The sequence below is a fragment of the Prevotella melaninogenica genome, assembly GCF_018128065.1.
GTDB lineage: Bacteria > Bacteroidota > Bacteroidia > Bacteroidales > Bacteroidaceae > Prevotella.
Map to the genome: position 1 here is coordinate 190439 of NZ_CP072360.1, position 21704 is coordinate 212142.

Genomic DNA, 21704 nt, shown 5'->3' on the forward strand with positions numbered 1-21704 from the left:
ATATATGGGTATTTTGCACCATAACTCCACCTATTTACCTTTTTTATCCTAACTTCTTACACCACTTCCACGAATATTTACTATTTTTGTCATCAATAATTAACAATAAGAACTAAGACTTTTAAGCTTATGAAAACAAACAAAGTGCAAATTGAGCACAAACTCCCTTCAGAGTGTACAACCATCATCATTGGTCAAGAACAGACTGCTGATGGTTCTATGATAGTAGCGCGTTCAGAGGACTGGGACGCTATGGAAGCTAAGAACTACGAGATATTTGAGGGTACAGACAATGGTCCACGTGAGTTCGTTGCAAAGGATAGCCCTTTCCGTTGCGAACTCCCAGAGAAGGCTTTAGGCTATTCTGCCCTTTCTCCGTATAATCTTCACGGTCATTGGGGCAGTGCTGGTTTCAACACAGCAGGCGTAGGAATGAGCGCTACGGAGAGTATCTTCAGTAGTGACGAGGTGTTGAAACATGACCCATTGGTCGAGAATGGTGTGGCAGAGAACTCTGTCTTCAACATTACCCTACCTTACGTCCACACCGCCCGCGAAGGTGTTGAGCGTTTGGGTATGCTCATTGAGAAACATGGTATTGCTGAAGGCTTCGGCATTGGCTTTGTAGATAGCAAGGAAATATGGTACTTGGAGACAGCTTGCGGCCATCGTTGGTTGGCTTGCCGTATGCCAAAAGATCAGTATTTCGTAACTGGTAACCAGAGCCGTTTCCGCACCTACGACCCTAATGATAAAGAGAATTACCTCGCATCAGCCGACTTGATTGAGTTTGCTGAGAAGCATGGACTTTACAATCCTGCACAGGGTGCCTTTGATTTCCATGAGGCTTACGCACGTGATATCAAACTCGACACTACCTATAACTACCCACGTGTATGGGGTTTGCAGCAGTTCTTCTCTCCAGAGATCAAGAATGACGTAACAAAGAACACCTTCCCTGTCTTTGCCAAGGCTGCTCATAAGGTCACACTGACCGAACTCCGCACGGCATTCCGTTTCCACTACGACAATACGGAGCACGACCCTTATCTCAATTGTAATCCAAAGGAACCTTATCGTCCGGTTTCTATCTTCCGTACCACACAGACCCACCTCTTACAGGTACGCCCTGAACTGCCACAAGCTATCGGTTGTGTCAACTATGTTGCAATGGGTATGGCTGACCTTGGTGTGTTCCTCCCACTCTATCAGGGCATCACTTCCTATCCAGAGGCATACACAAAGGGTAATGGTGAGTCAAGTGCTGACTCTGCTTATTGGAAGTTCCGTAAGGTGATGGCATTGGGTATGACCAACTACAACAAGTATGCTCCTATCATCAAGGAGGCGTATGCAAAGTTTGAAGCTGAGACCGACCAGCGTCAACGTGAGATGGAAGAGGAGTATCTTCGCATCTACAAGACCCAACCTCTTCATGCAAAGGACATGTTGCAGGAGTTCTCTGACAAGATTCTTAATAGTGCACTCGACCTTGCAGACTGCCTACAAGAGAAGCTCTTTACGCTAATGACACAAGATATTCAACAGGAGTATCTCTTCCACGGAGCATAAAAGTTAGTTTAACAAGTGTTATATAGGGGTAATAAGGACTTATGGGCATCTGGTAAACCATCGCCCTATAACCTCTTTATTACCATCTTCAACCAATGTGTTTATGCCCATTACTTGTAATGATGGTGAAGTTCACGTTCTGTACTGAGGCTGAACACAATGTGTGCAAAGGCTTAACACCATATGTGTTAAGGCTTAACACCATGTAAAAAGATACGAGGTTGAAGTCTGCTTACTATCAGAAAAGAACTATGCAGACTAAAACAAAGCACTGAAAGTAAGTAGATTGTATCCCTAAATGCAACACTTATGATTATTGAGTAGGTACAAATTGTCCATCAACGTTTCATTATCAGGAACTTTGATGGGCAATTTCTTTTTCATCACAGAGTTACATAAGGGTTCAAAAATCTCATATCATTCTATGGTCTTCAGATAAGGTAAAGGTAAAAAAACTATCGTTTCACAACGTATATAACTTTTTTTTTCTATCTTTGCAGACAAGAACTATTGCACGACCATTCTATGGAAGCAAAGCAATACGTGAAAAATTCGCTCTGATAGTTCAATGGATAGAACGTAGGTTTCCTAAACCTTTGATCCGGGTTCGATTCCCGGTCGGAGTACTAAACAACAACTATTACCCCCTCCTATTTAATGGGTAAGGACTTGATTATCATTATCGTATAGATTTACTACTAACAACAAAAAGAAAACATATACCCCATAGTATTTTTTAATTCCCTCTCAAGAAACGGAGAGCTTAAAGAAGAAAAGTTATGATTGGTGCTATTATAGGAGACATCGTTGGCTCACGCTTTGAATTTGGACCAGCCCCACTGAAAAGCTTTGAGCTTTTTACCCCCGACTGTTCTTATACCGATGACACAATTTGTACCATCGCTATTGCTGATGCAGTGCTGAATGAGCGTGATTACAAGGACAGTCTGCTCGATTGGTGTCGTCGTTATCCTGATCCTATGGGTGGATATGGTAAGCGCTTTTATGAATGGATTAACGCTGACGACCCACAGCCTACGAACTCGTTTGGCAACGGTTCTGCCATGCGTGTCAGTTCTATTGGCTGGCTCTTTGATGAGTGGGAGGACGTGATTAAGGAAGCTAAGAAGAGTGCTATTGTAAGTCATAACCATCCAGAAGGTATCAAAGGTGCCCAATGTATTGCTGAAGTAATCTGCTGGCTACGCCTAATGCGTTTTTCGAAGTCGGATGTCGAACGAAAAGTAGAGAAGTTTTTTGGCTATGAGCTACCACCTTTGCGAGACATAAAGAAGATTGGTTCTGAAGGACACTTTGATAGCACATGCCAAGAAACCGTACCGATGGCATTGCGTTGCTTCATGGATAGCAACAGTTTTGAGGAAACAATCCGGCTTGCTGTCCTATGTGATGGCGATACTGACACGAAGGCTTGTATTGCTGGTGCTGTTGCTGAAGCCTATTATCAAGTACCAGAATGGATGATTGAAAAGGCTATCAGCTACTTGCCCGATGATATGCTCAACATCCTCGGACAGTTCTATGAGCGCATACAAGATAGCTGTGGGGTTAAGAAAAGGTAACTTTCATCCTTTTCAGAATACTATTCTCCAAGTCTAACAACAAGGTTTTGAAAGGTTCTAACAAGCAAATTGTCTACTCATCAACTTGTTCACTCTTAAACTTTTCCTTACCTTTGCATGGTGAAGTTTCATCCTATCCTATCAAAACAGCCCCTACCCACTCGGTTTAATAACCCATTCGATTATGAACCAGACGCTCTTTGCCGTGCAGCAGCCAAGCAGTTGCAGGCAAATCTCCCTATGACACCTTCCGAAGGAAAGATGTATGGCATTCTGATTGTTGAGCGAGACGGAGAGATTGGCTATCTGCAAGCCTATTCAGGGCAGATAGCAGACGAGGGAGAAGACTTTGTGCCAGCTGTTTTCGATTATCTCCAGCCCAATGGTTACTTCAAAATTCACGAGGCTGAGATTACCCATTTGAACATGCAGATAGCCCAACTAAAAGCGTCAACAGCCTACCAACAGGCGAAAGAAAACCTAAAAACAATTCGGGAAGAGACTGAAAAAAACATTGAGGAAGCCCGAAGGATAATGCAAGGGGCTAAGTTCCTACGTGACAAACGCCGCAAGGAGGCTTTTATTTCAGAGGAGGAACGAAACGAAATGACACGCCAGAGCCAGTTTCTTAAAGCTGAACTGCACCGTAAGAAACAGGCATACGCAGAGCAGATTACCGCTGCACAGACTGCCGTAAATGACTTTCAGGACCAGATAACAGCATGGAAACGGGAACGGAAAATGAAGTCTGACCGTCTGCAACGTTGGCTGTTCTCCCAGTTCTCACTCGTCAATGCACACGGAGAACGCAAGAACCTGCTCGATATTTTCCGTGATTATTATCTAAAGAATAGTCCTGCACGTACCAAGGCTGCCCACGCAATAGCCGCAACCCCTGCTGAACGTGCCACCAAAGAGAGCTTTGCGCCCTCGCTACTTCCGCCCTCAGGCGCAGGTGAATGCTGTGAACCGAAGCTCTTGCAATACGCCTTCCTTCATGGATATAAGCCTATTAGCATGGCTATGTTTTGGTGGGGATCATCGCCAAAGACCGAAGTTCGACAAAATGGTTACTATTATCCTGCCTGCAACGGAAAGTGCAAACCTATCTTGGAGTGGATGTTGGAAGGGGTAGAAATTGAAAACAAAGGTCATAACGAGGCTGAAAATGAAATCAAAACTACTCTTTCTACAGACGTAAAACTACTCTATGAAGACGATTATCTTGCTGTCGTTGCCAAGCCGTCGGGCTTGCTTTCCGTTCCGGGAAAAGGCTGTCAACCATCAGTTTATAGTATTCTAAAGAAACGATGGGAGGGAATGAGCGATGTGTTTATGGTACATCGGTTGGACATGGCGACAAGTGGCTTGCTCGTTGTTGCACGCAATGCGGAGATTCACAAGGCTTTACAGGCACAGTTTATTGAGCGAACTGTAAAGAAGAAGTATGTTGCTTTGCTTCCCCTCTCTATTCTCGACAAACAGTTGCCAGCATCAGGACGGATTGAACTTTCGCTTTCGCCCGATCCGAACGACCGTCCCCGACAGCGTGTTGACACTGCAAATGGCAAGCCTGCCATCACAGAATATCGTATTATCGGCAAGACTACATACGGCAAGAAAGATGCAGAAGCCGTGAAGATTGAACTCTATCCGCTGACTGGTCGTACTCATCAACTGCGCATTCATTGTGCGCATCCAGACGGATTGGGTACTCCCATCATCGGTGACTGTCTCTACGGACAACGCTCTGAACGTCTCTGGCTGCACGCCGAATACCTTGAATTCACCCATCCCATCACACAAGAACGGATGAGTTTTACCCTATCGCTGAAAAAATCAGTCGACTATTTTTGAAAAACAGTCAACCGTTTTCAGAGAAAGGGTCTACCTTTTTAATGAAAAGGGTCTACCTTTTCTGTATCTATTGAAGATATAACGCTGATTTGGCACATCAACCTTACAGGTTTTCAGAACATAAATATACACTTCAGGATACTGTTCATACCTATTTTTTGGACTGTAAGAAAGCTGTACAAGTCACGTTTGGAAGGACAAGTAGAAAGTTAATTGTCAGGTTACATAGCTATTTCCTTTGTCATTTACCTTATTTACTGTAACTTTGCAAGTAGAAAATAAATAATCAAACAGATATGGAAGAAAAGAAATTCAAACGCACCACGGTTACGGCGGCATTGCCATACGCTAATGGTGGTGTACATATAGGACACCTTGCTGGTGTGTATGTTCCAGCCGATATCTATGTGCGTTATCTCCGACTGAAGAAGCGTGAGGTAATCTTTATCGGTGGCAGTGACGAGCACGGTGTGCCAATCACAATCCGTGCAAAGAAGGAAGGAATCACCCCGCAGGACGTATGCGACCGCTATCACAAGATGATTAAGGACTCTTTCGAGGAGTTTGGTATCTCGTTCGATGTGTACAGTCGTACGACAAGTGAGACCCATCACAAGTTTGCTTCTGACTTCTTCCGTAAGCTATATGACGACGGTAAGCTCGTAGAACAGGAGAGTGAGCAGTACTATGATGAGGAAGCTCACCAGTTCCTTGCCGACCGTTACATCATGGGTGAGTGTCCTCACTGCGGCAATCCGAATGCCTACGGCGACCAGTGTGAGAAGTGTGGCAGCGACCTCAGCCCTATGGAACTGAAGAATCCACACTCAACAATCTCTGGTTCGCAGCCTGTTATCAAGAAGACAAAGAACTGGTACCTGCCGCTGAACGACTATCAGGAGTGGCTGAAGCAGTGGATTTTGGAGGATCATAAGGAGTGGCGACCAAACGTTTATGGTCAGTGTAAGAGCTGGTTAGACATGGATCTCCAGCCACGTGCTATGACCCGCGACCTCGATTGGGGTATTCCTGTACCCGTAGAGGGTGCTGAGGGCAAGGTGCTCTACGTATGGTTCGATGCGCCAATCGGCTATATTTCAAACACTAAGGAGCTATGCGATAGCGACCCAGAGCACTTCGGCAACTGGCAGAAGTGGTGGCAAGACCCAGAGACGCGCATCGTTCACTTCATTGGAAAGGACAATATCGTGTTTCATTGCCTCATCTTCCCAACGATGTTAAAGGCTCATGGTGGTTATACGCTGCCTGACAATGTACCTTCAAATGAGTTCCTCAATCTTGAAGACCATAAGATTTCTACAAGTAAGAACTGGGCAGTTTGGCTTCATGAGTACCTCCGTGACTTTGAAGGAAAGCAAGACGTGTTACGTTATGTATTGACTGCCAATGCGCCAGAGACCAAGGACAACAACTTCACTTGGAAAGACTTTCAGGAGCGTAACAACTCTGAACTCGTTGCTGTTTACGGTAACTTCGTGAACCGTGCATTACAGTTGACAAAGAAGTATTGGAACGGTGTCGTTCCTGCTTGTGGCGAATTGGAAGAGATTGACCGCCAGACAATTCAGGAGTTCAAGGATGTTAAGGAAAAGGTTGAGAATTATCTTGATAACTTCAAGTTCCGTGAGGCACAGAAGGAAGCGATGAATCTTGCTCGTATCGGTAACAAATACATTGCGGAGACAGAGCCTTGGAAGCTTTGGAAGACCGACCCTAAACGTGTGGAGACTATTCTCTACATCTCGCTTCAGCTCGTTGCCAATCTCAGTATTGCCTTCGAACCATTCTTGCCATTCAGCAGTAAGAAGCTTCGCGAGATGATTAACATGACGGAGTATGAGTGGAGTGAGCTCGGCTCTACCAACCTCCTCCCTGCTGGCAAGCAGCTTGCTGAACCAGAGTTGCTCTTCGAGAAGATTGACGATGAGGCTATCGAAGCACAGCTTCAGAAGTTGGAAGAAACCAAGAAAGCTAACGAGGCGGCATCCTACAAGGCTGAACCTATCAAGAAGGATATTCCTTTCGAGGACTTCGAGAAACTCGACATCCGTGTAGGACATATCATCAAGTGTGAGAGGGTGAAGAAGAGTAAGAAGCTCTTGCAGTTCACCATTGACGATGGCTCTGGTGTTGAACGCACTATCCTTAGCGGTATTGCAGCCTACTATGAGCCAGAGCAGCTCACAGGTAAGGACGTTCTCTTCGTAGCCAACTTTGCTCCTCGCAAGATGATGGGCATTGAAAGTCAGGGAATGATTCTCTCTGCTGTTAACTTCGATGGCTCACTCACCGTTACGACAACCATGGGTGAGGTGAAGCCGGGTAGTCAGGTGGGATAAGATAAGCCCAAGCGGCTTTTTCAAATAACCTAAAAAGGCAATTATAATGTGTGAATCTCCATACTTTATAATTGCCTTTTTTCGTATTGTTTTCGTAAAAGTAAGTCTCCCTCTGTTAACCCCAAATCTCTAAGTTAGCACCTCAAAAAGCGTAAATATAAATCGACGTTCACATCTTCTTTTGCATTAAAAATACTCCTTTACGGCAAATTCAAATTGTTCTATGAATATTTGCTTAAAAGCATAAAGGTTATTCTGCTCATAAAAAATGAGCATAGCTTTCTTATAGTCTATAGAGTCTATGGAACGAAAACTAAGTGGACAATAGTCATTAGCAATAAGTATTGCATTGCTCGTAATACGTGCTGTGCGCTTATTTCCATCTAAGAAGGGTTGAATATAAGACAGAAGTAAGAGTGTGAGTAAGGCTTTCTCAAAGATATTATATTTACTGTTGATTAGCTTACAAGCATCTCTCATAGCTTCACGGATTTGAAACTCGTTATCTAAAGGATGGTAATTGGTTCCAGTAATACCAACACGATGACGACGAAGACCTTTATCTATAGAGAGATCCTTTGTTAGTAATTGGTGAATATCCTCTATATGACTAACCGTTAGTTCCTGTAGATAGTCTGAGTTATCAAGGATAAAGCTCAAAGCATCCTTATGATTGAGCAGCATCACAGCCTCTTCTTTCGTCTTACCTTCTGCTGTCTTACTCTCACGGAGCAAACGTTCTGTTTCAAGCAAAGTATATGTGTTACCTTCTATTTGCGAAGACTTCCAACTAAGATCAATTCCTAACCGCTCCATCTCCTTACGATACTCATTATCAGTCAACTCATTGACATGCTGCCGAAATTCATCTTGTAACGCATCAAGGTGAGCTTGCTCTTTATCTGAGAAAAGTCTTGTTTCTGTGAGTAGACCATTAATTAACTCAAAATTGTAACTGCTTTGCACCTGTCGTTCATCCACTTCAAGTGCGAAATAGGTATCAAGATTGAGTGGCATCAGTAACTGAGCTTGGGGAGAAAGCCTATAACGAGTAGCACGTGCCTTTCCTTCTGCCACGATGTCACCTGCCTTAATGCCTGCTGCTATCACACGTTTCAAAGTTGCATCACTACCTTTGAAAGCCGTTCCAGCAGTAATATCACCACGAGAAGAGAGTGGATGATAATGCAGATATTGCAATATGTCTCTTGATTCATTCATGACTTACAAACCTTAATCGGTGCAAATATAGCAATAAAAAGCTAATTATCGGCTCATCGTGAGCCTAAAAATGAGTAAAATGAATGGTATTTTGAGCCGATTCTTGCACTCTATACGTTTAAAGGCAAGCTCTCGATAACTCTACACAACCCTTAAAAGCTACATGTTTAACTCGTTTTATTTACCAAAAGCGATATAAGGGATCTTCTCAAAAACTAAGAACAAAACGACAACATATAAACTCTATTATCCATAATCCTTTCGTTTCTGATAGCAGTTAATACCTTAGTTCGTCGAAATCTTCTATTTCAGAGAGTTTCATTAACGGCTTCTTCTTCAGTTTAACGACGGTCCTCTTGAACACTTCATCTATTTCTGAGTCATCATCAGAATCAGCATTAAAGTTGTAAGCATTAATATTCTCATCATCATATTCGACGCCTGTAAGAAAGTTAATGCTCGTTTTAAATAAGACAACTGGTCCACGATCATGAGACGCTTCATAGCCTATAAGCATAAAATCTGAGTTCTGATAACGGAAACAATACTCCCAATAACCATATCTGCCATGGTAATAATGTAAATACAGTTTACTATCCTTTATGATTACACCCAACTCTGGAGAAAAATAATTACCCCCATCTTCATTCTCTGATGAGAAGCAATTGTAATTCTTCGACGCAAGTTTATAACCATCTTTCTCGGTAAACAGTATGATAATACCCCTGCGATTACGGTCTACCACTTTATCAAAACTGTTTTTTACGAAGCCATCCTTACGAGTTGCCTTGATAATTAACACGCAGTCGTCAAGCCCATCTTTGTTCAAGTCACCCGATATCTTCTCCAAAATCTTATAACCTTTGGGAATGAAATCAGTTATTCGCTTCTGGTCAGCAACATCATACTGACGCATATCTTCTTTCTTTTTCGACTTTGATATACGACTCACCCTCTGCCCTACTGCAGCCAAAGAGTCTGCAGTTTCAGCTTTTGACTGTACTTTATCACGGCAGCCAGTTAGCACTATTGCCACACAGAACAAATAAAGAATTAACTTACAGACTTGTTTCATATCATATATAGAATTAATTTCACTTGCAAATATAAATAAAAAGAAGGATAACAAGCGACAAAATACAGCTTTTATTATCACTAAATTGTATGTGTTTACTAACCAAAAAGAAGGTAGCGCAATAGCACAACAAGTTTTTCCTGCGAATTATTTTCATGTAAAAAAGAATTTATTTTCATGAAGATAAATATTTATTTTCACGACAAAAAATATTTATTTTCATGTAAATAATTTGGCAAGCATAGTTCTTACTTGTTTATATCGGTACTTTTAATTACTTTTGCAATCATAGGAAAGAATAGAAACGATAGTTAATTATAAAACGAAAGAGGGTTAGGAATATGAGAAGAAAGGTTTTCTACTTTTTATTATTTACGCTGTTTGCCGTTAATTGCATGGCTTTCAACCTTTCTGCCGATACCACAAAGACAAGTAAAAAGGCTGATAACCCATTCATAGAGGACAGATATGATGTTGATGCCGACACGGTCATAGCCTATTGCGGAAGACCTATTCAGCATCTGACAAGCTTTGTGAATAACACCATAACGCTTAGTTGTCCTACACCAAACTGCTGGAAGGGCTTTTATACATGGAAAGGCTTTAAGATATCTAACTTCTATGTGAAGACGGGTGAAGCATCTTTCAAGGGGATGAATGCAGCTATTTTGTCTCCGATAACGATGACGACAAGCATAGACAGCATCACAGATTCGATCTTTACCGACCGTCTTCTTGCCATTGAATACAAGGGAAAAAGATGGGTTTATAGCAATGTTATCCGTAACACGGAGGCGGATGTAATGCTAAGTTTTGAGGAGATTACGACAGGAAAAGAGGGTATAGAACTGAGTTATGAGGCTGGACAAGGATACAAATATTACTATCAACTCCTTATCAATATGTGTGGTGGACAACCCTGTTTGACGAACATCTACGTTGAAGAACACAATTCTACTGCAAAGTATCAAGCCACACATCAATTCGATTTTACGGCGTTTGACGACAAAGGCGACTTCTCCCTTTATCGTTACCGACGCCATTTCCCAATGCTCTTACGGATGGGAAACTATGAAGCCTTTGGTGAATAGTAACCTATGCTATCGTCCCCATAAATCGTAACCACAGCAAGTATCAGCACCTAAAACCGCCAACGCAATTGAATATCAAGTCCACTTAGCGTTGAGGAGTTGACTTGCTGAAGTGCTGAGGATATATGGTCACGGTCGAAATAATGCGTGGTTGAACTGCGAAGAATTATCATAAGACGGCTCGATAGGTCTGCCCGAGTAAACAGACTATAGTGCATACCCTTACCAAAGAAGGCAGGAAAGCTAAAAGAATAGAGTGGACCACGCTCGTAAACATAGATACGTGAGGCAAAATCTGTCGTTTGAAAATAACCAATCATACCATTCAGCGTGAGCCACGAAAGCGGTTTCCAAGCCCCTGACTCACTCACCATATAACCGAAACTACGCTTGAGATAATTGCTTGCAACGACATCCAACTGACTTTTACAGCTCCAAGACGCTGCCGAATAAGCCAAAGAAAGGCGACCACGTTGCGTTACTTCGTTTACAAGAGTGGTCTTATCTCCATTATCTTTCTCACGTATTCTAAAGCGATAGCGAGCCAAGAGCGACCAACGTTGACGGCTATAGTTAAGCATTAATAGGTTATCCCAAGCCTTACTGGATGTATGTGCGCCAAAACGAGGGTGTGAGAAATAAGCGAAATCACTATAAGCCATGAGCGACAAACCCCGTTTTACATTCCAATTCGCACCAACAAGCAATCCACTTTCATTCTGAACCGCCCCATTATCACCAAAGCTACGTGCGAAGAGTGCTGTGTATTGGTAGCCATAATAACGCTGAACGGCAAGTAAAGAGAGTTTAGAAGTAGGCAAATAGGAAAGGTTATTCACCATTGCAATACTTCCCTTACTGTCCATTGCCGTCTCACCAGCCAACGACCAGCGTGGGTGCTGGTAGCTATAATCTACACTCATGTTCCAAAAGCTGTTGCCAGCGGGCGCATATTGATGGTAATATAAAGAAGTATTGGGTGTTAACTCCTTATTAAAACAAGTATAAACGCCCGACAATCCCACACGAAAAGCTCCCGATGACCAAGCTAAATGGCTTCCAGCAACAAACTGCGTGGCTGCATCTTTGCTGTTCATCTCACGCACAGTACGGTGATAACCAGTCTTGAGTATAGTCTTAATGGTTCCACTATCCGTAAGTGTAGCATCTATACTGCGGTAAGAAAGAAAGGTAGTTAGGTCAAGATGCTTTGCTATTTCCACCGTTGCAGCCGCTCCCTGTAGATAGTTAGCAGCCGAACGAGAGGAGTGTGCATGAATACCTATTGTCTGTCTGCCAAGCGTTGAGAGCATAGCAAGTTTCCCAAAGCCAAAAGAATTGTTGATAACAAGTCCTTGCCCGAAGTTCACCTTATATCGTCCTACAGCCAGCGTCTTCAATCGTCCCATCTTTCTTAACAGCAAATAAAAACTGTAATGGTCATAACCTAAACCGTTGCCATGCGCAAAGAAGGGTTCACCAGCATCTTGTGCGCCCACCAATCCAGCCTGAACATAATCGCCATAACGGAAGGAATAACGAAAAGAATGGGCATAAGGATAGCCAAGATAGCCATTGCGGTCGCCCGCTCGTTGATAGAAAGGGAGATGAGAGGTAAATAAGAAGGTGTGCTTTCCTCCCTTCACGATAGATTTAAGTGTAGGAAACCTTTGTTGTTCATCTACTGGAGCGACATAGACAAAATAAGGCAGAAGCTTCCGGCGAAGGGCATCCAAGGATTCAATCATTGCCAGTTCGCCTAACGACTGCATACCATGATATTGATAAACATAGGCTTGTAAGTCCTCAATCTGTTCTGCCGTAAGGAAAGGAATACGCTCCAACTCTTCCTGACTTGCCGTGTTAAGGTTCAGTGGATGTTCTGCAAGGTCGGTTAATAGTTCAAAGGTTTCTTCCTTTGTGCCTATATTCTCTTCACTACTTGCATAGAGTTCTTCAAACAAATCCTCCCAATCATAGGTTTGTTGTGCAATAGAAGTAAGACTTATAAGCCCCATAAGGCAGGTCAATAGTAGATGTTTCATTCAGTTAGACTTTCAAAGTATTAAGACAACAAATATAGTCTTTACAACTGAGAAAAGCAAACGAAACGAGAAGAAAAGTAAAAATAAAAACCCTCTCAACCTCCTTTTCGTCCACGATTGAGGGCAAAAGCGAAGTGATGAGAGGGTTATGTTTTATGCTATTAAGCAAGAAGAGCGGTAATAGCAGAGAATTCTTTACTGAATTCTCACACTCTTTCCATCCTTATAACAAGCGATAGTACGGCTACCATTGGTGTAGATATCCTCGCTACCAGGCATATCCAAGGTGAAACCTGCAGCCTTTACCTGAGCGACAAGGTTGTCGTAAGCAGGCTGATTGAATACGGCAATAATGATTGCTCCATCCTTAAAAGCTACGTAACTTGACACACCTTTGCGCATAGGCTTTGGATAATCCTCATACTTATCAGCAGTAAGGAGCTTTGCCAGAACACAGTTCTTATAGTACATCTTATTGAACTTGTCTAAGCGATAAACCTCATAATTGTTTTTCAACTTATAACCATACTTCTTTGTTATAGCAGTCACCTTATCTGGATTTTGATACATATCCAATGCTTCTGCAATACTAATAACATCCTTCAAAGGCTCAACATCCACAACAGTATCTTTAACAACAGGAGTCGTTACTGGCACTGTTGCTTTCTGTGGTGTACCACAACTATTCAAGATTAAGACAAGCACAAGGACGATAGGAGCTATCCATACATTCTTTTTCATAAGTTCGTTCGATTTATTTTAATGTTTATTGATTACGTATAAGATTGGAAGCACAAACGAAAGGCAGGCAAAAGTAGGGCTTAACTGCCTATGATTGCATTGATAGAAGTCTTCACTTCCGTTGCTGACACTTCCTTTAAAGTACCCTCTTTCACCTCCAACAAACTGTCAGCAAACCGTACTGCGAGTTCTAAGTCGTGGGTTGAAAGGAGGATAAGTTTATCCCTTTCATGTGCCATACGCTGTAAAGACTGAAAGGTTTCAGCCTTAGAAGGGAAGTCGAGGAAGGCTGTTGGCTCATCAAGTAAGATGACTGGTGTCTCTTGGGCAAGTGCTTTGGCAATCATCACCTTCTGCCTTTCACCATCAGAAAGGGTCTGAATCATGCGCCCTCTCAGCTTCTCAATCCCCATCGTAGCGATTGCATCATTGACAACCATACGGTCATCTATACGCAATCGACCAAAGAAGCCAGTATAAGGCGACCTTCCCAAGCCTATTATCTCCTCTATTGTGAGGTTTTGTACATCAGGTTTCTGCGTCAAAACAATGCTCACCTGCCGTGCCAATTCTCGTTGGGAGAATGACGTTATGTCACGGTTATCAAACAAAACACTGCCTTTTAACTTAGGTAGGAAACCTGTCAGCGTTTTCAAAAGGGTTGATTTACCAATTCCATTCTCCCCTATCAGACATGATAACTGCCCACTCTTTAACTCTAAATCAATATCAGAGATAACGGGATGGGAAAGCGAATAGCCTACTGATAGATGAGATAAACTGATAATCATTGCGACACAAAGGATCTATCAAACAAAGAACATCACTAACACCTGTGCAATGATAACCCTCACAAACATACCCAAAGGATAAACCGAAGCATAACTAATGTTACTGGTTTCACCCTTTATCGTATCGTTTGCATAGCCCAAAGCCATTGGATTAGCCATCGAACCGCAAAGAATACCACAGATTGTTCCGAAGTCAAACTTCTTCATTCGTAAAGCAATCAAGCCCACAATGACGATTGGTACGACCGTAAGTACAAAACCTATGCCGACCCAGAGTAAACCTTCAGGGCGTACGACAATTGCAAGGAAATCCTTTCCTGCATCCAAACCCAAGCCAGCAAGATAAAGGGAAAGTCCCAACTTACGAAGCATCAGCGAGGCACTACGTGTCGTATAAGCTATGAAATGCAAACGAGGTCCAAAGGCTCCAGCAAGGATTCCCATGATGATAGGACCACCAGCAATACCTAATCGGATAGGAGAATCCATACCTGGGAGCGAGATAGGAATAGTTCCTAATGCCAAACCAAGGAGCATTCCGAGGAAGATGACAGCAAGGTTTGGTTCGTTAAGCGTCTTAACAGAGTTGCCCAAGAAGTGTTCTGCCTGATCAATTGCCTCTGGCTGACCCACCAAGGTGAGTCGGTCACCATAACGAACGACAAGGTCTTGTGTTGCGAGCAACTTAATATCACCACGAAGAATACGGCTCACATTGACATTGTAAGCTTCACGCAGATGAAGTTGCCCGAGCTTTTTACCGTTTAGCATCCCCTTTGACAAGACGATAACACGGCTTTCCACCTTTGTATCAAGATGATTCCAATCCACCTGTTCCTTGTTCAAGTCACGATTAACCATCTTTCCAAAGAGAATCTCCATTGCTGGAGCTTCGTCTCGTTTTGTCGCAACAAGGAGGTTATCATTTTCTTTTAATACCGTTGAACTCATAGGAACAATTACATCATCGCCACGCCAAATACGCGAGATAATAAACTTCCGATGTGTTCCTTGTGCTATCTCTGCGATTGATTTTCCACTAATAGCTGGATTAAGAACGACATACTGTCCAATGAAAGTATGGTCATCTTCTGCCCCAGAATGAACAACTAAGTCGGAAGGCTTGACAAAGAACTTACGAAGGAAGATCATTGCAAAGATAACACCTACCACACCTAACGGATAGGTAATAGCCGTTGCTAAAGCTGCCGTTCCTCCACTCAAACCTATGTGCTGTAATGCTTGTTGCGCAGCACCCAATGCAGGCGTATTGGTTGTTGCTCCACAGAGAATACCAACCATACTATTCATTGGCACATTCAGGGCATAAGAGAGTGCTACAGCCATCACCGTACCCAAAAGGATAACACCCAATCCCCAGATATTAAATAAGGTTCCTTCATGTCGAAAGGAGCCAAAGAAGGTTGGTCCTACACTCAGTCCGAGTGTATAGACGAAGATAACCAATCCGAAAGTCTCACAATAGTTGAGCATTTGCTCATCTACACGCAAGCCAAAACTACCAGCGGCAATACCAAAAAAGAACACAAAGGCAATACCAAGTGATATGCCTGCTACCCTAATCTTGCCTAAGCCCAAACCCACTGTACAAACAAGCGAGAGGACAACAACTGCCTGTAAGGCAGAAGGGATATTGAATAATCCGTCAATCCAATTCATAATTATTTGTTACAAGATGCTAAGATACTTTTCCAGAGGGATTCCCCTGTTTTTGTCTTTGTTATCTTTATTGAGATCAATAAGTTTATAAACGCCATCAATAGCCTTCTGTGTACTTGGAATCAACTCTTCACCATCCAGCAGATGACCAATGAGGATTGCCGAGAAGATATCACCCGTACCTGGGAAATGTACTGGTATCTCGGTATAAGGTAGTGTAAAATACTTATCTGTTGCATGGTTATAACCTACAACAGACGGTGTACCATCAACGAGAATAGAAGTAATCATTGCAGACTTTGTACCTATCAGTCGCAAACCATCCAGCAATCTTTTAGCTTCTTCGAAACTAACTCCCTTCTCATCATACTTACTTGATGTAAGATAACACGCTTCTGTGTAATTAGGGAAAGTAAGGTCGGCTACGCTAATCATCTCTCGCATAGAGTTGATTGTTGCAGCTGTCACACCATTATAGAGCTTTCCTTCATCACCCATAATCGGGTCTACAAAGATAGTCGTACCACGTTCAGCCTGCTCACGACAATAGTCGGCCACTAATTTAGCCTGTCGTTCTGAAGCCATAAAGCCCGTAGCAATGGCATCAAAGATAAAGCCAAGCTCTTTCCACACTGGGAATACGCCTTTGATATAGTCAGTTGTTTCAAGTATATTGAACTTACCATAATCGAGCGTATTAGAAACCAACGCTGTAGGAAGATTATAAACGGGATGTCCCAAGTAGGACAAGATAGGGAGCATGGCTGCTGTTGCAACCTTTCCGTATCCTGCAATGTCATTAACAAGAAGTATATGTTTCTTACTCATTATATCTTTCTTCAATTGGACTACAAAGGTAGTGTAAAGCGCATTAACAGCAAAATAAAAACTAATAAATCACCATAATAAGGCTTGCTTTCCCTTTTCTGTCGTGGTCTTGATGCTGCGCACATGTGGTGCGGACGCCCCGCACACATCGTGCGGATGGTAAACACACATCGTGCGGATGGTAAACACCAATAAGAATAATGGTTATATCTATAGAAGATTATTAACAGTGGAAGGCGAAAATAACCGTTAAGAGCACAAATAGCAAAACCACTTAATACTACCTCTCATGGTTTTTACGACTATAATACCCTATCCCTGCGAATTATTCTCATGAAGAAAAGAAATTATTTACATGAAAAGAAATATTTATCTTCACGAAAAAAAATATTTATTTTCATGTAAATAATTTGTAAACTAACAACCATAACAAGTAAAGCAACAATCTTGTCAGCCATCATTTACATCCAACTGCCCCCGCAATTCAGTACCATTAGAAATACGATAACAGCCCGCTACCATTGCTGATAACGGGCTGTTATATATAATAAGGTGTAAAACCTCAGTTCTGACTATCTAATAATTAAGCCTCAACAGGTGCTGCTGCAAGTTCCTTTGAACGCTTCTCAATCTTCTTACCCAATACGAGGTAAGCAACAGGGGATGCAATGAAGATTGAACTCAAAGTACCGATAATAATACCGATAATCATTGCGAAAGAGAAGCTACGGATGCTATCACCACCAAGAACAAAGATAGACACGAGTACGATCAATGTTGATACAGATGTATTGATAGTACGTGAGAGGGTCTGGTTGATAGAATCATTGAAAATCTTTTGAATATCAGCCTTTGCAAGATTATGCTTGTGCTTACCCAAGTTCTCACGGATACGGTCGTAAACAACCACAGTATCGTTGATATCATAACCGATTACCGTCAGGATAGCACCGATGAAAGTCTGGTCAATCTCAAGTGAGAAGCCAATCCAACCATAGCATAATGAGAAGCAACCGATAACAATCGTTGTATCAAGAACCAAGCCCACGATAGAACCAACAGAGAAACCAATGTTGCGGAAACGCAAGAGGATATACAAGAAGATGAAGAAGATAGCCAACAATACGCTCATGATAGCATTGTAAGTAATGTTCTTAGCGATTGAAGGACCAACCTTCGCACTCTGAATAATAGATCCACCCTCACGAATATCTGGATTCTTAAACTTCTCAACATTTGCCTGACTAACAAAGCCTCCCTTCTTTAAGGCATTGTAAAGGATTGTCTCTGCCTTATCATCCTCTGCAGGATTGTTAGACTCTATATTGTAGTTGGTTGAAACACGGATTGTCTTACCATCAGTACCCAATGCAATAACGGTTGTAGTAGCAGGCTTACCTGCATTCTCACCAACAGTGTTTACGAATGCACCATCCATCACCTTACGGACGTCCTCTACATGAGTAGGCTTGTTCAATGTGACAACATAGTTGCGACCACCAGTAAAATCAATACTACGACTCAAACCGCGAACAGCGAAGCTGACAATACATATCAAGACAGCAACACCCCAAATCGTAAAGGTAGTCTTGTACATGCCAAGGAAGTGGTAATCCTTACCATGCATGAAGTTCCTTGACAAACGTGTTGTGAAAGTCAAGTTCATCCATTTATCCTTATTTACACGGCTTTCAAACACAAGACGTGTGAGGAATACTGCGGTAAAGAATGAGATAACAATACCAATGATCCATGTTGTAGCGAAACCACGGATAGGACCAGTACCAGTAACAAGAAGAATCACACCAGTGATGAGTGATGTCAAGTTAGAGTCGAAGATAGCTGAGAAGGCATTTCCATAACCTTCCTTCAACGCCTGCTTCATACCCTTACCGAGTTTCAACTCCTCCTTAATACGCTCATAAATAAGCACGTTAGCATCCACAGCTGTACCCAATGTCAATACGATACCAGCAATACCTGGCATAGTCAATGCCGACTGGAATGATGCTAAGACACCCAACGTGAAGAAGAGGTTGGCTATCAAAGCAAGGTTAGCCATCATACCAGGGATGAGGTTGTACATGAAAATCATGTAAAGCATCAAGAGTACAAAAGCAATAGCAAATGAGATAAGACCCTGCTCAATAGACTGTGCACCAAGTGTAGGACCTACGACTTCCTCCTGTACAATCTTTGCAGGAGCAGGCATACGACCTGACTTCAAGGTGTTAGCCAAGTCCTTAGTATCCTCAATAGTGAAGTTACCAGATATAGATGACTGACCACCAGATATTTCACCATTTACGCGTGGAGCAGAATAAACAACGCCATCGAGTACGATTGCGATTGCTTTACCTACATTTGCCTTTGTCAAAGCAGCCCACTCACGAGCACCTTCAGAGTTCATTGTCATGCTAACCTCAGGACGGCCATGCTGGTCAAACTGATCCTTAGCTTCGGTAACAACGTCACCCTCTAATGGAGCACGACCATCAGAAGTAGTAACTTTCAAAGCATAAAGCTCGTATACATTCTTCTTATTAAGTCCCTCTGCTGGCTTAGCACCCCAAAGGAGCTTCAAGTCGCTTGGCAAAATCTGCTTAGCAAGCTGGCTATGTATCATCTTATTGATAGCGGCAGTATCACGAACGCTTGCATAACCAACGAGGCTAAGTGCATCACCAGGGATAGTCTGCAACATAGAGAGCAATGGGTGCATCTTCTTCAATGCTGCCATCTGAGCATCCTCGCCCTTATCAGCATTGTTTTTGTTGAGTGCAAACTTAGGAGCAGAAGTACCCTTAGCTTGTACATTCTTAGTTGAATCAGTAGCTGTTGTATCAGCCTTTGTATCACCATTTGCCAAACGCTGGTCGAGTTGAGTGAGATAAGGAGTTACTTCCTGGTTGTTATAAGTCTCCCAGAATTCAAGGTTAGCAGAACCCTGAAGGAGCTTACGCATACGCTCTGGCTCACGAATACCAGGCATCTCAACCATGAGTCGTCCTTCCTGACCTTCCAACTTCTGGATATTTGGCTGCACAACACCATACTGGTCGATACGGTTTGTTACAACATTGTAAGAGTTATCGATGGCTGCAGCAACCTCTTCGCGAAGTGCTTTTTCAACCTCTTCATCTGTACTCTGTGTGCTAACCTTGCCTTTGAGCTGCTGTGTAGCGAAAATCTCTGCAAGCTTATGACCAGGAGCATCCTTGTGGAAAGCATCTACAAAGAGGGAGATAAAGTCCTTCTGACTTTTCATCTCTTCCTGCTTTGCAGCCTCCAAAGCCTTCTGATAAGCAGCATCCTGCTTGTGATCTGCCAAGAAATCAACAACATCAGGTACTGAAATCTCGAGTACAACATTCATACCACCCTTCAAGTCAAGACCAAGACCGATCTGTGTTTCAAGGCATTTCTGGTAAGAATAGATACCTAAATACTTTACAGAATCCTTATAATCCTGTCGTGCAATAGGGTCTTTAATCTTTGCTGCCTGACCATCATAGTAGCTTGTCGCTACCGAAAATGACAGGTAAAAGATACTTGCGAGCGTTAAGAGAACGGCTACGCAAATTACTAATCCTTTGTTTTGCATTTTATTTGATTGTTTTTAATTATTGTTTCGCTACACTTGATAGACGTGCAAAGATAAGCAAATTTTCACACTTTGGGAAATTTATACCTTATAAAAGTGTGTTTTTTAAGGTTTTGGACGGTATTTAAGCCAACAATAGATGGGATAATGGTCGGAAGTAGTCACACTATTGTCGACCTTAGCCCCATAAGACTCAAATTCGTCGGAAGCAAAGATATGGTCTATACGGAAGTACATTCCACTTTTATGATAGCTTATCCCTGGACCGTTTCCACTCTCAATATAACAGTCGTTCAACTCCTTTGACATGACTCTATGCGTATAACTCAATGGATTATCATTGAAGTCTCCACAGAGAATAACGGGCACATTCTTATCAAGATATTTCTTGACATAACGTACAACCACCTCCACTTGTGGTGCTCGTCGCACTGAAACATCGCCTAACTTTCTAAGCAAATGGACTGATTGACGCTTAGCTTCACCCGTCTTCATCTCACCTTTTACAAGCGTCTTAAACTCTTCTTTGTCGCCAGAAGACAAGCCATTACTCTCAAAATGATTATTCACTACGAGAGTCTTATTCCCTTTAATATCAAGCATATAAGCTACACTCTGATTACTACTTGAGCCGTATGGAATTGAGTCTTGCCAAAGAACAGGATACTTACTCAATAGCACCATGTAATCAGCTCCAGGCTTCTTTTTATCATCAACTTGAAATATGGGTAGTGTTCCTTCAATGTTGAGTAAATATGGTCTTTGTTATCCAACGTTGCTTGTGCCTCTTGTAAACAGACTATATCTGCCTTACTCTTAACGATATAATCCACGATTGGATTCTTCTTAGCATCAGGCTCACTCCACGAAGAGAACATAAAGACATTATAAGACAACACTTTAATAGTCCCGTGTGGCTTATCTTTAGGAAAATTGAAGGGTGAATACGTACGGATAGGACCATAACAGAGCAGAAAACCCAATAATGACAACCAGATTGTACGCAGTCGGAGAAAGCACCAAACAACAAGGAATAGCACATTAAACGCAAGGAGTATCGGGAAGCCTAACCCTAAGTTAGCCAACATAGGATAATCAACAGGATTAAACCTACCTATATTTCCGACAAACAACATCAGCAGAATCACTATGATATTGCCTATCAAAAACACCCTATATGTAAGTTTCTTGAATTTGCTTAACATCTTAATTCCAAATACCCAGGTACTCCCTACCTCTGTTATCTTACGATTTAC

Annotated in this window: 13 protein-coding genes, 1 tRNA gene and 1 pseudogene; 6 read left to right on the forward strand and 9 right to left on the reverse strand. The window is 42.4% G+C overall.

Annotated elements, in window-relative coordinates:
• The first annotated feature begins 129 nt into the window (after positions 1-129).
• The 5 genes from J5A56_RS06735 (at position 130) to metG (ending at position 7372) form a co-directional block, all read left to right on the forward strand.
• Positions 130-1572, forward strand: a complete 1443-nt coding sequence (locus J5A56_RS06735; RefSeq protein WP_021672548.1) for a C69 family dipeptidase — start codon at positions 130-132, stop codon at positions 1570-1572.
• Positions 1573-2126: 554 nt separating this feature from the next.
• Positions 2127-2198: transfer RNA gene (locus J5A56_RS06740), tRNA-Arg, on the forward strand.
• A gap of 153 nt (positions 2199-2351) precedes the next feature.
• Entirely contained in the window at positions 2352-3155 is an 804-nt protein-coding gene (locus J5A56_RS06745; RefSeq protein WP_021672547.1) for an ADP-ribosylglycohydrolase family protein, read from the forward strand.
• A 120-nt stretch (positions 3156-3275) separates the two neighbouring features.
• Entirely contained in the window at positions 3276-5012 is a 1737-nt protein-coding gene (locus J5A56_RS06750) for an RluA family pseudouridine synthase (protein ID WP_036920184.1), read from the forward strand.
• Positions 5013-5308: 296 nt separating this feature from the next.
• Positions 5309-7372, forward strand: coding sequence for a methionine--tRNA ligase (gene metG, locus J5A56_RS06755; protein ID WP_021672545.1), 2064 nt, complete (start codon positions 5309-5311; stop codon positions 7370-7372).
• Between the two features lie 186 nt (positions 7373-7558).
• On the opposite strand, the gene J5A56_RS06760 is transcribed toward metG, so the two are convergent.
• Together J5A56_RS06760 and J5A56_RS06765 are read right to left on the reverse strand one after the other, a co-directional pair.
• The gene (locus J5A56_RS06760) at positions 7559-8593 is read right to left on the reverse strand and encodes a Fic family protein (RefSeq protein ID WP_021672544.1); all 1035 of its coding nucleotides are present in this window, start codon (positions 8591-8593) and stop codon (positions 7559-7561) included.
• Between the two features lie 277 nt (positions 8594-8870).
• A complete protein-coding gene (locus tag J5A56_RS06765; protein WP_021672543.1) occupies positions 8871-9668 on the reverse strand; it encodes a hypothetical protein in 798 nt (265 codons plus the stop codon).
• Between the two features lie 341 nt (positions 9669-10009).
• Here J5A56_RS06765 and J5A56_RS06770 point away from each other — a divergent pair, with 341 nt between their 5' ends.
• Positions 10010-10759 (forward strand): hypothetical protein, encoded by a 750-nt coding sequence (locus J5A56_RS06770; RefSeq protein WP_021672542.1) that lies wholly within the window; start codon positions 10010-10012, stop codon positions 10757-10759.
• Positions 10760-10809: 50 nt separating this feature from the next.
• Here the strand turns inward: J5A56_RS06770 and J5A56_RS06775 are convergent, their stop codons facing one another.
• The 7 genes and pseudogenes from J5A56_RS06775 to J5A56_RS06805 all read right to left on the reverse strand — a co-directional run bounded on the left by J5A56_RS06775 (position 10810) and on the right by J5A56_RS06805 (position 21653).
• A complete protein-coding gene (locus tag J5A56_RS06775; protein WP_021672541.1) occupies positions 10810-12804 on the reverse strand; it encodes a helix-hairpin-helix domain-containing protein in 1995 nt (664 codons plus the stop codon).
• 195 nt (positions 12805-12999) lie between these two features.
• The gene (locus tag J5A56_RS06780) at positions 13000-13545 is read right to left on the reverse strand and encodes a hypothetical protein (RefSeq protein ID WP_021672540.1); all 546 of its coding nucleotides are present in this window, start codon (positions 13543-13545) and stop codon (positions 13000-13002) included.
• 80 nt (positions 13546-13625) lie between these two features.
• Positions 13626-14336 (reverse strand): ABC transporter ATP-binding protein, encoded by a 711-nt coding sequence (locus J5A56_RS06785; protein ID WP_021672539.1) that lies wholly within the window; start codon positions 14334-14336, stop codon positions 13626-13628.
• An 18-nt stretch (positions 14337-14354) separates the two neighbouring features.
• Positions 14355-16016, reverse strand: coding sequence for a putative transporter (locus J5A56_RS06790; RefSeq protein WP_021672538.1), 1662 nt, complete (start codon positions 16014-16016; stop codon positions 14355-14357).
• 9 nt (positions 16017-16025) lie between these two features.
• Positions 16026-16844, reverse strand: coding sequence for a pyridoxamine kinase (locus tag J5A56_RS06795; RefSeq protein WP_021672537.1), 819 nt, complete (start codon positions 16842-16844; stop codon positions 16026-16028).
• A 583-nt stretch (positions 16845-17427) separates the two neighbouring features.
• Positions 17428-20448 (reverse strand): protein translocase subunit SecDF, encoded by a 3021-nt coding sequence (secDF, locus tag J5A56_RS06800; RefSeq protein ID WP_021672535.1) that lies wholly within the window; start codon positions 20446-20448, stop codon positions 17428-17430.
• Positions 20449-20553: 105 nt separating this feature from the next.
• Positions 20554-21653: pseudogene (locus tag J5A56_RS06805) on the reverse strand (endonuclease/exonuclease/phosphatase family protein).
• Positions 21654-21704 lie beyond the last annotated feature (51 nt).

Bases quoted from the DNA above. Each gene is read 5' to 3' on its own strand.
- J5A56_RS06735 (WP_021672548.1), top strand. From the start codon at position 130: ATGAAAACAAACAAAGTGCAAATTGAGCACAAACTCCCTTCAGAGTGT.
- J5A56_RS06745 (WP_021672547.1), top strand. From the start codon at position 2,352: ATGATTGGTGCTATTATAGGAGACATCGTTGGCTCACGCTTTGAATTT.
- metG (WP_021672545.1), top strand. From the start codon at position 5,309: ATGGAAGAAAAGAAATTCAAACGCACCACGGTTACGGCGGCATTGCCA.
- J5A56_RS06760 (WP_021672544.1), bottom strand. From the start codon at position 8,593: ATGAATGAATCAAGAGACATATTGCAATATCTGCATTATCATCCACTC.
- J5A56_RS06765 (WP_021672543.1), bottom strand. From the start codon at position 9,668: ATGAAACAAGTCTGTAAGTTAATTCTTTATTTGTTCTGTGTGGCAATA.
- J5A56_RS06770 (WP_021672542.1), top strand. From the start codon at position 10,010: ATGAGAAGAAAGGTTTTCTACTTTTTATTATTTACGCTGTTTGCCGTT.
- J5A56_RS06775 (WP_021672541.1), bottom strand. From the start codon at position 12,804: ATGAAACATCTACTATTGACCTGCCTTATGGGGCTTATAAGTCTTACT.
- J5A56_RS06780 (WP_021672540.1), bottom strand. From the start codon at position 13,545: ATGAAAAAGAATGTATGGATAGCTCCTATCGTCCTTGTGCTTGTCTTA.
- J5A56_RS06785 (WP_021672539.1), bottom strand. From the start codon at position 14,336: ATGATTATCAGTTTATCTCATCTATCAGTAGGCTATTCGCTTTCCCAT.
- J5A56_RS06790 (WP_021672538.1), bottom strand. From the start codon at position 16,016: ATGAATTGGATTGACGGATTATTCAATATCCCTTCTGCCTTACAGGCA.
- J5A56_RS06795 (WP_021672537.1), bottom strand. From the start codon at position 16,844: ATGAGTAAGAAACATATACTTCTTGTTAATGACATTGCAGGATACGGA.
- secDF (WP_021672535.1), bottom strand. From the start codon at position 20,448: ATGCAAAACAAAGGATTAGTAATTTGCGTAGCCGTTCTCTTAACGCTC.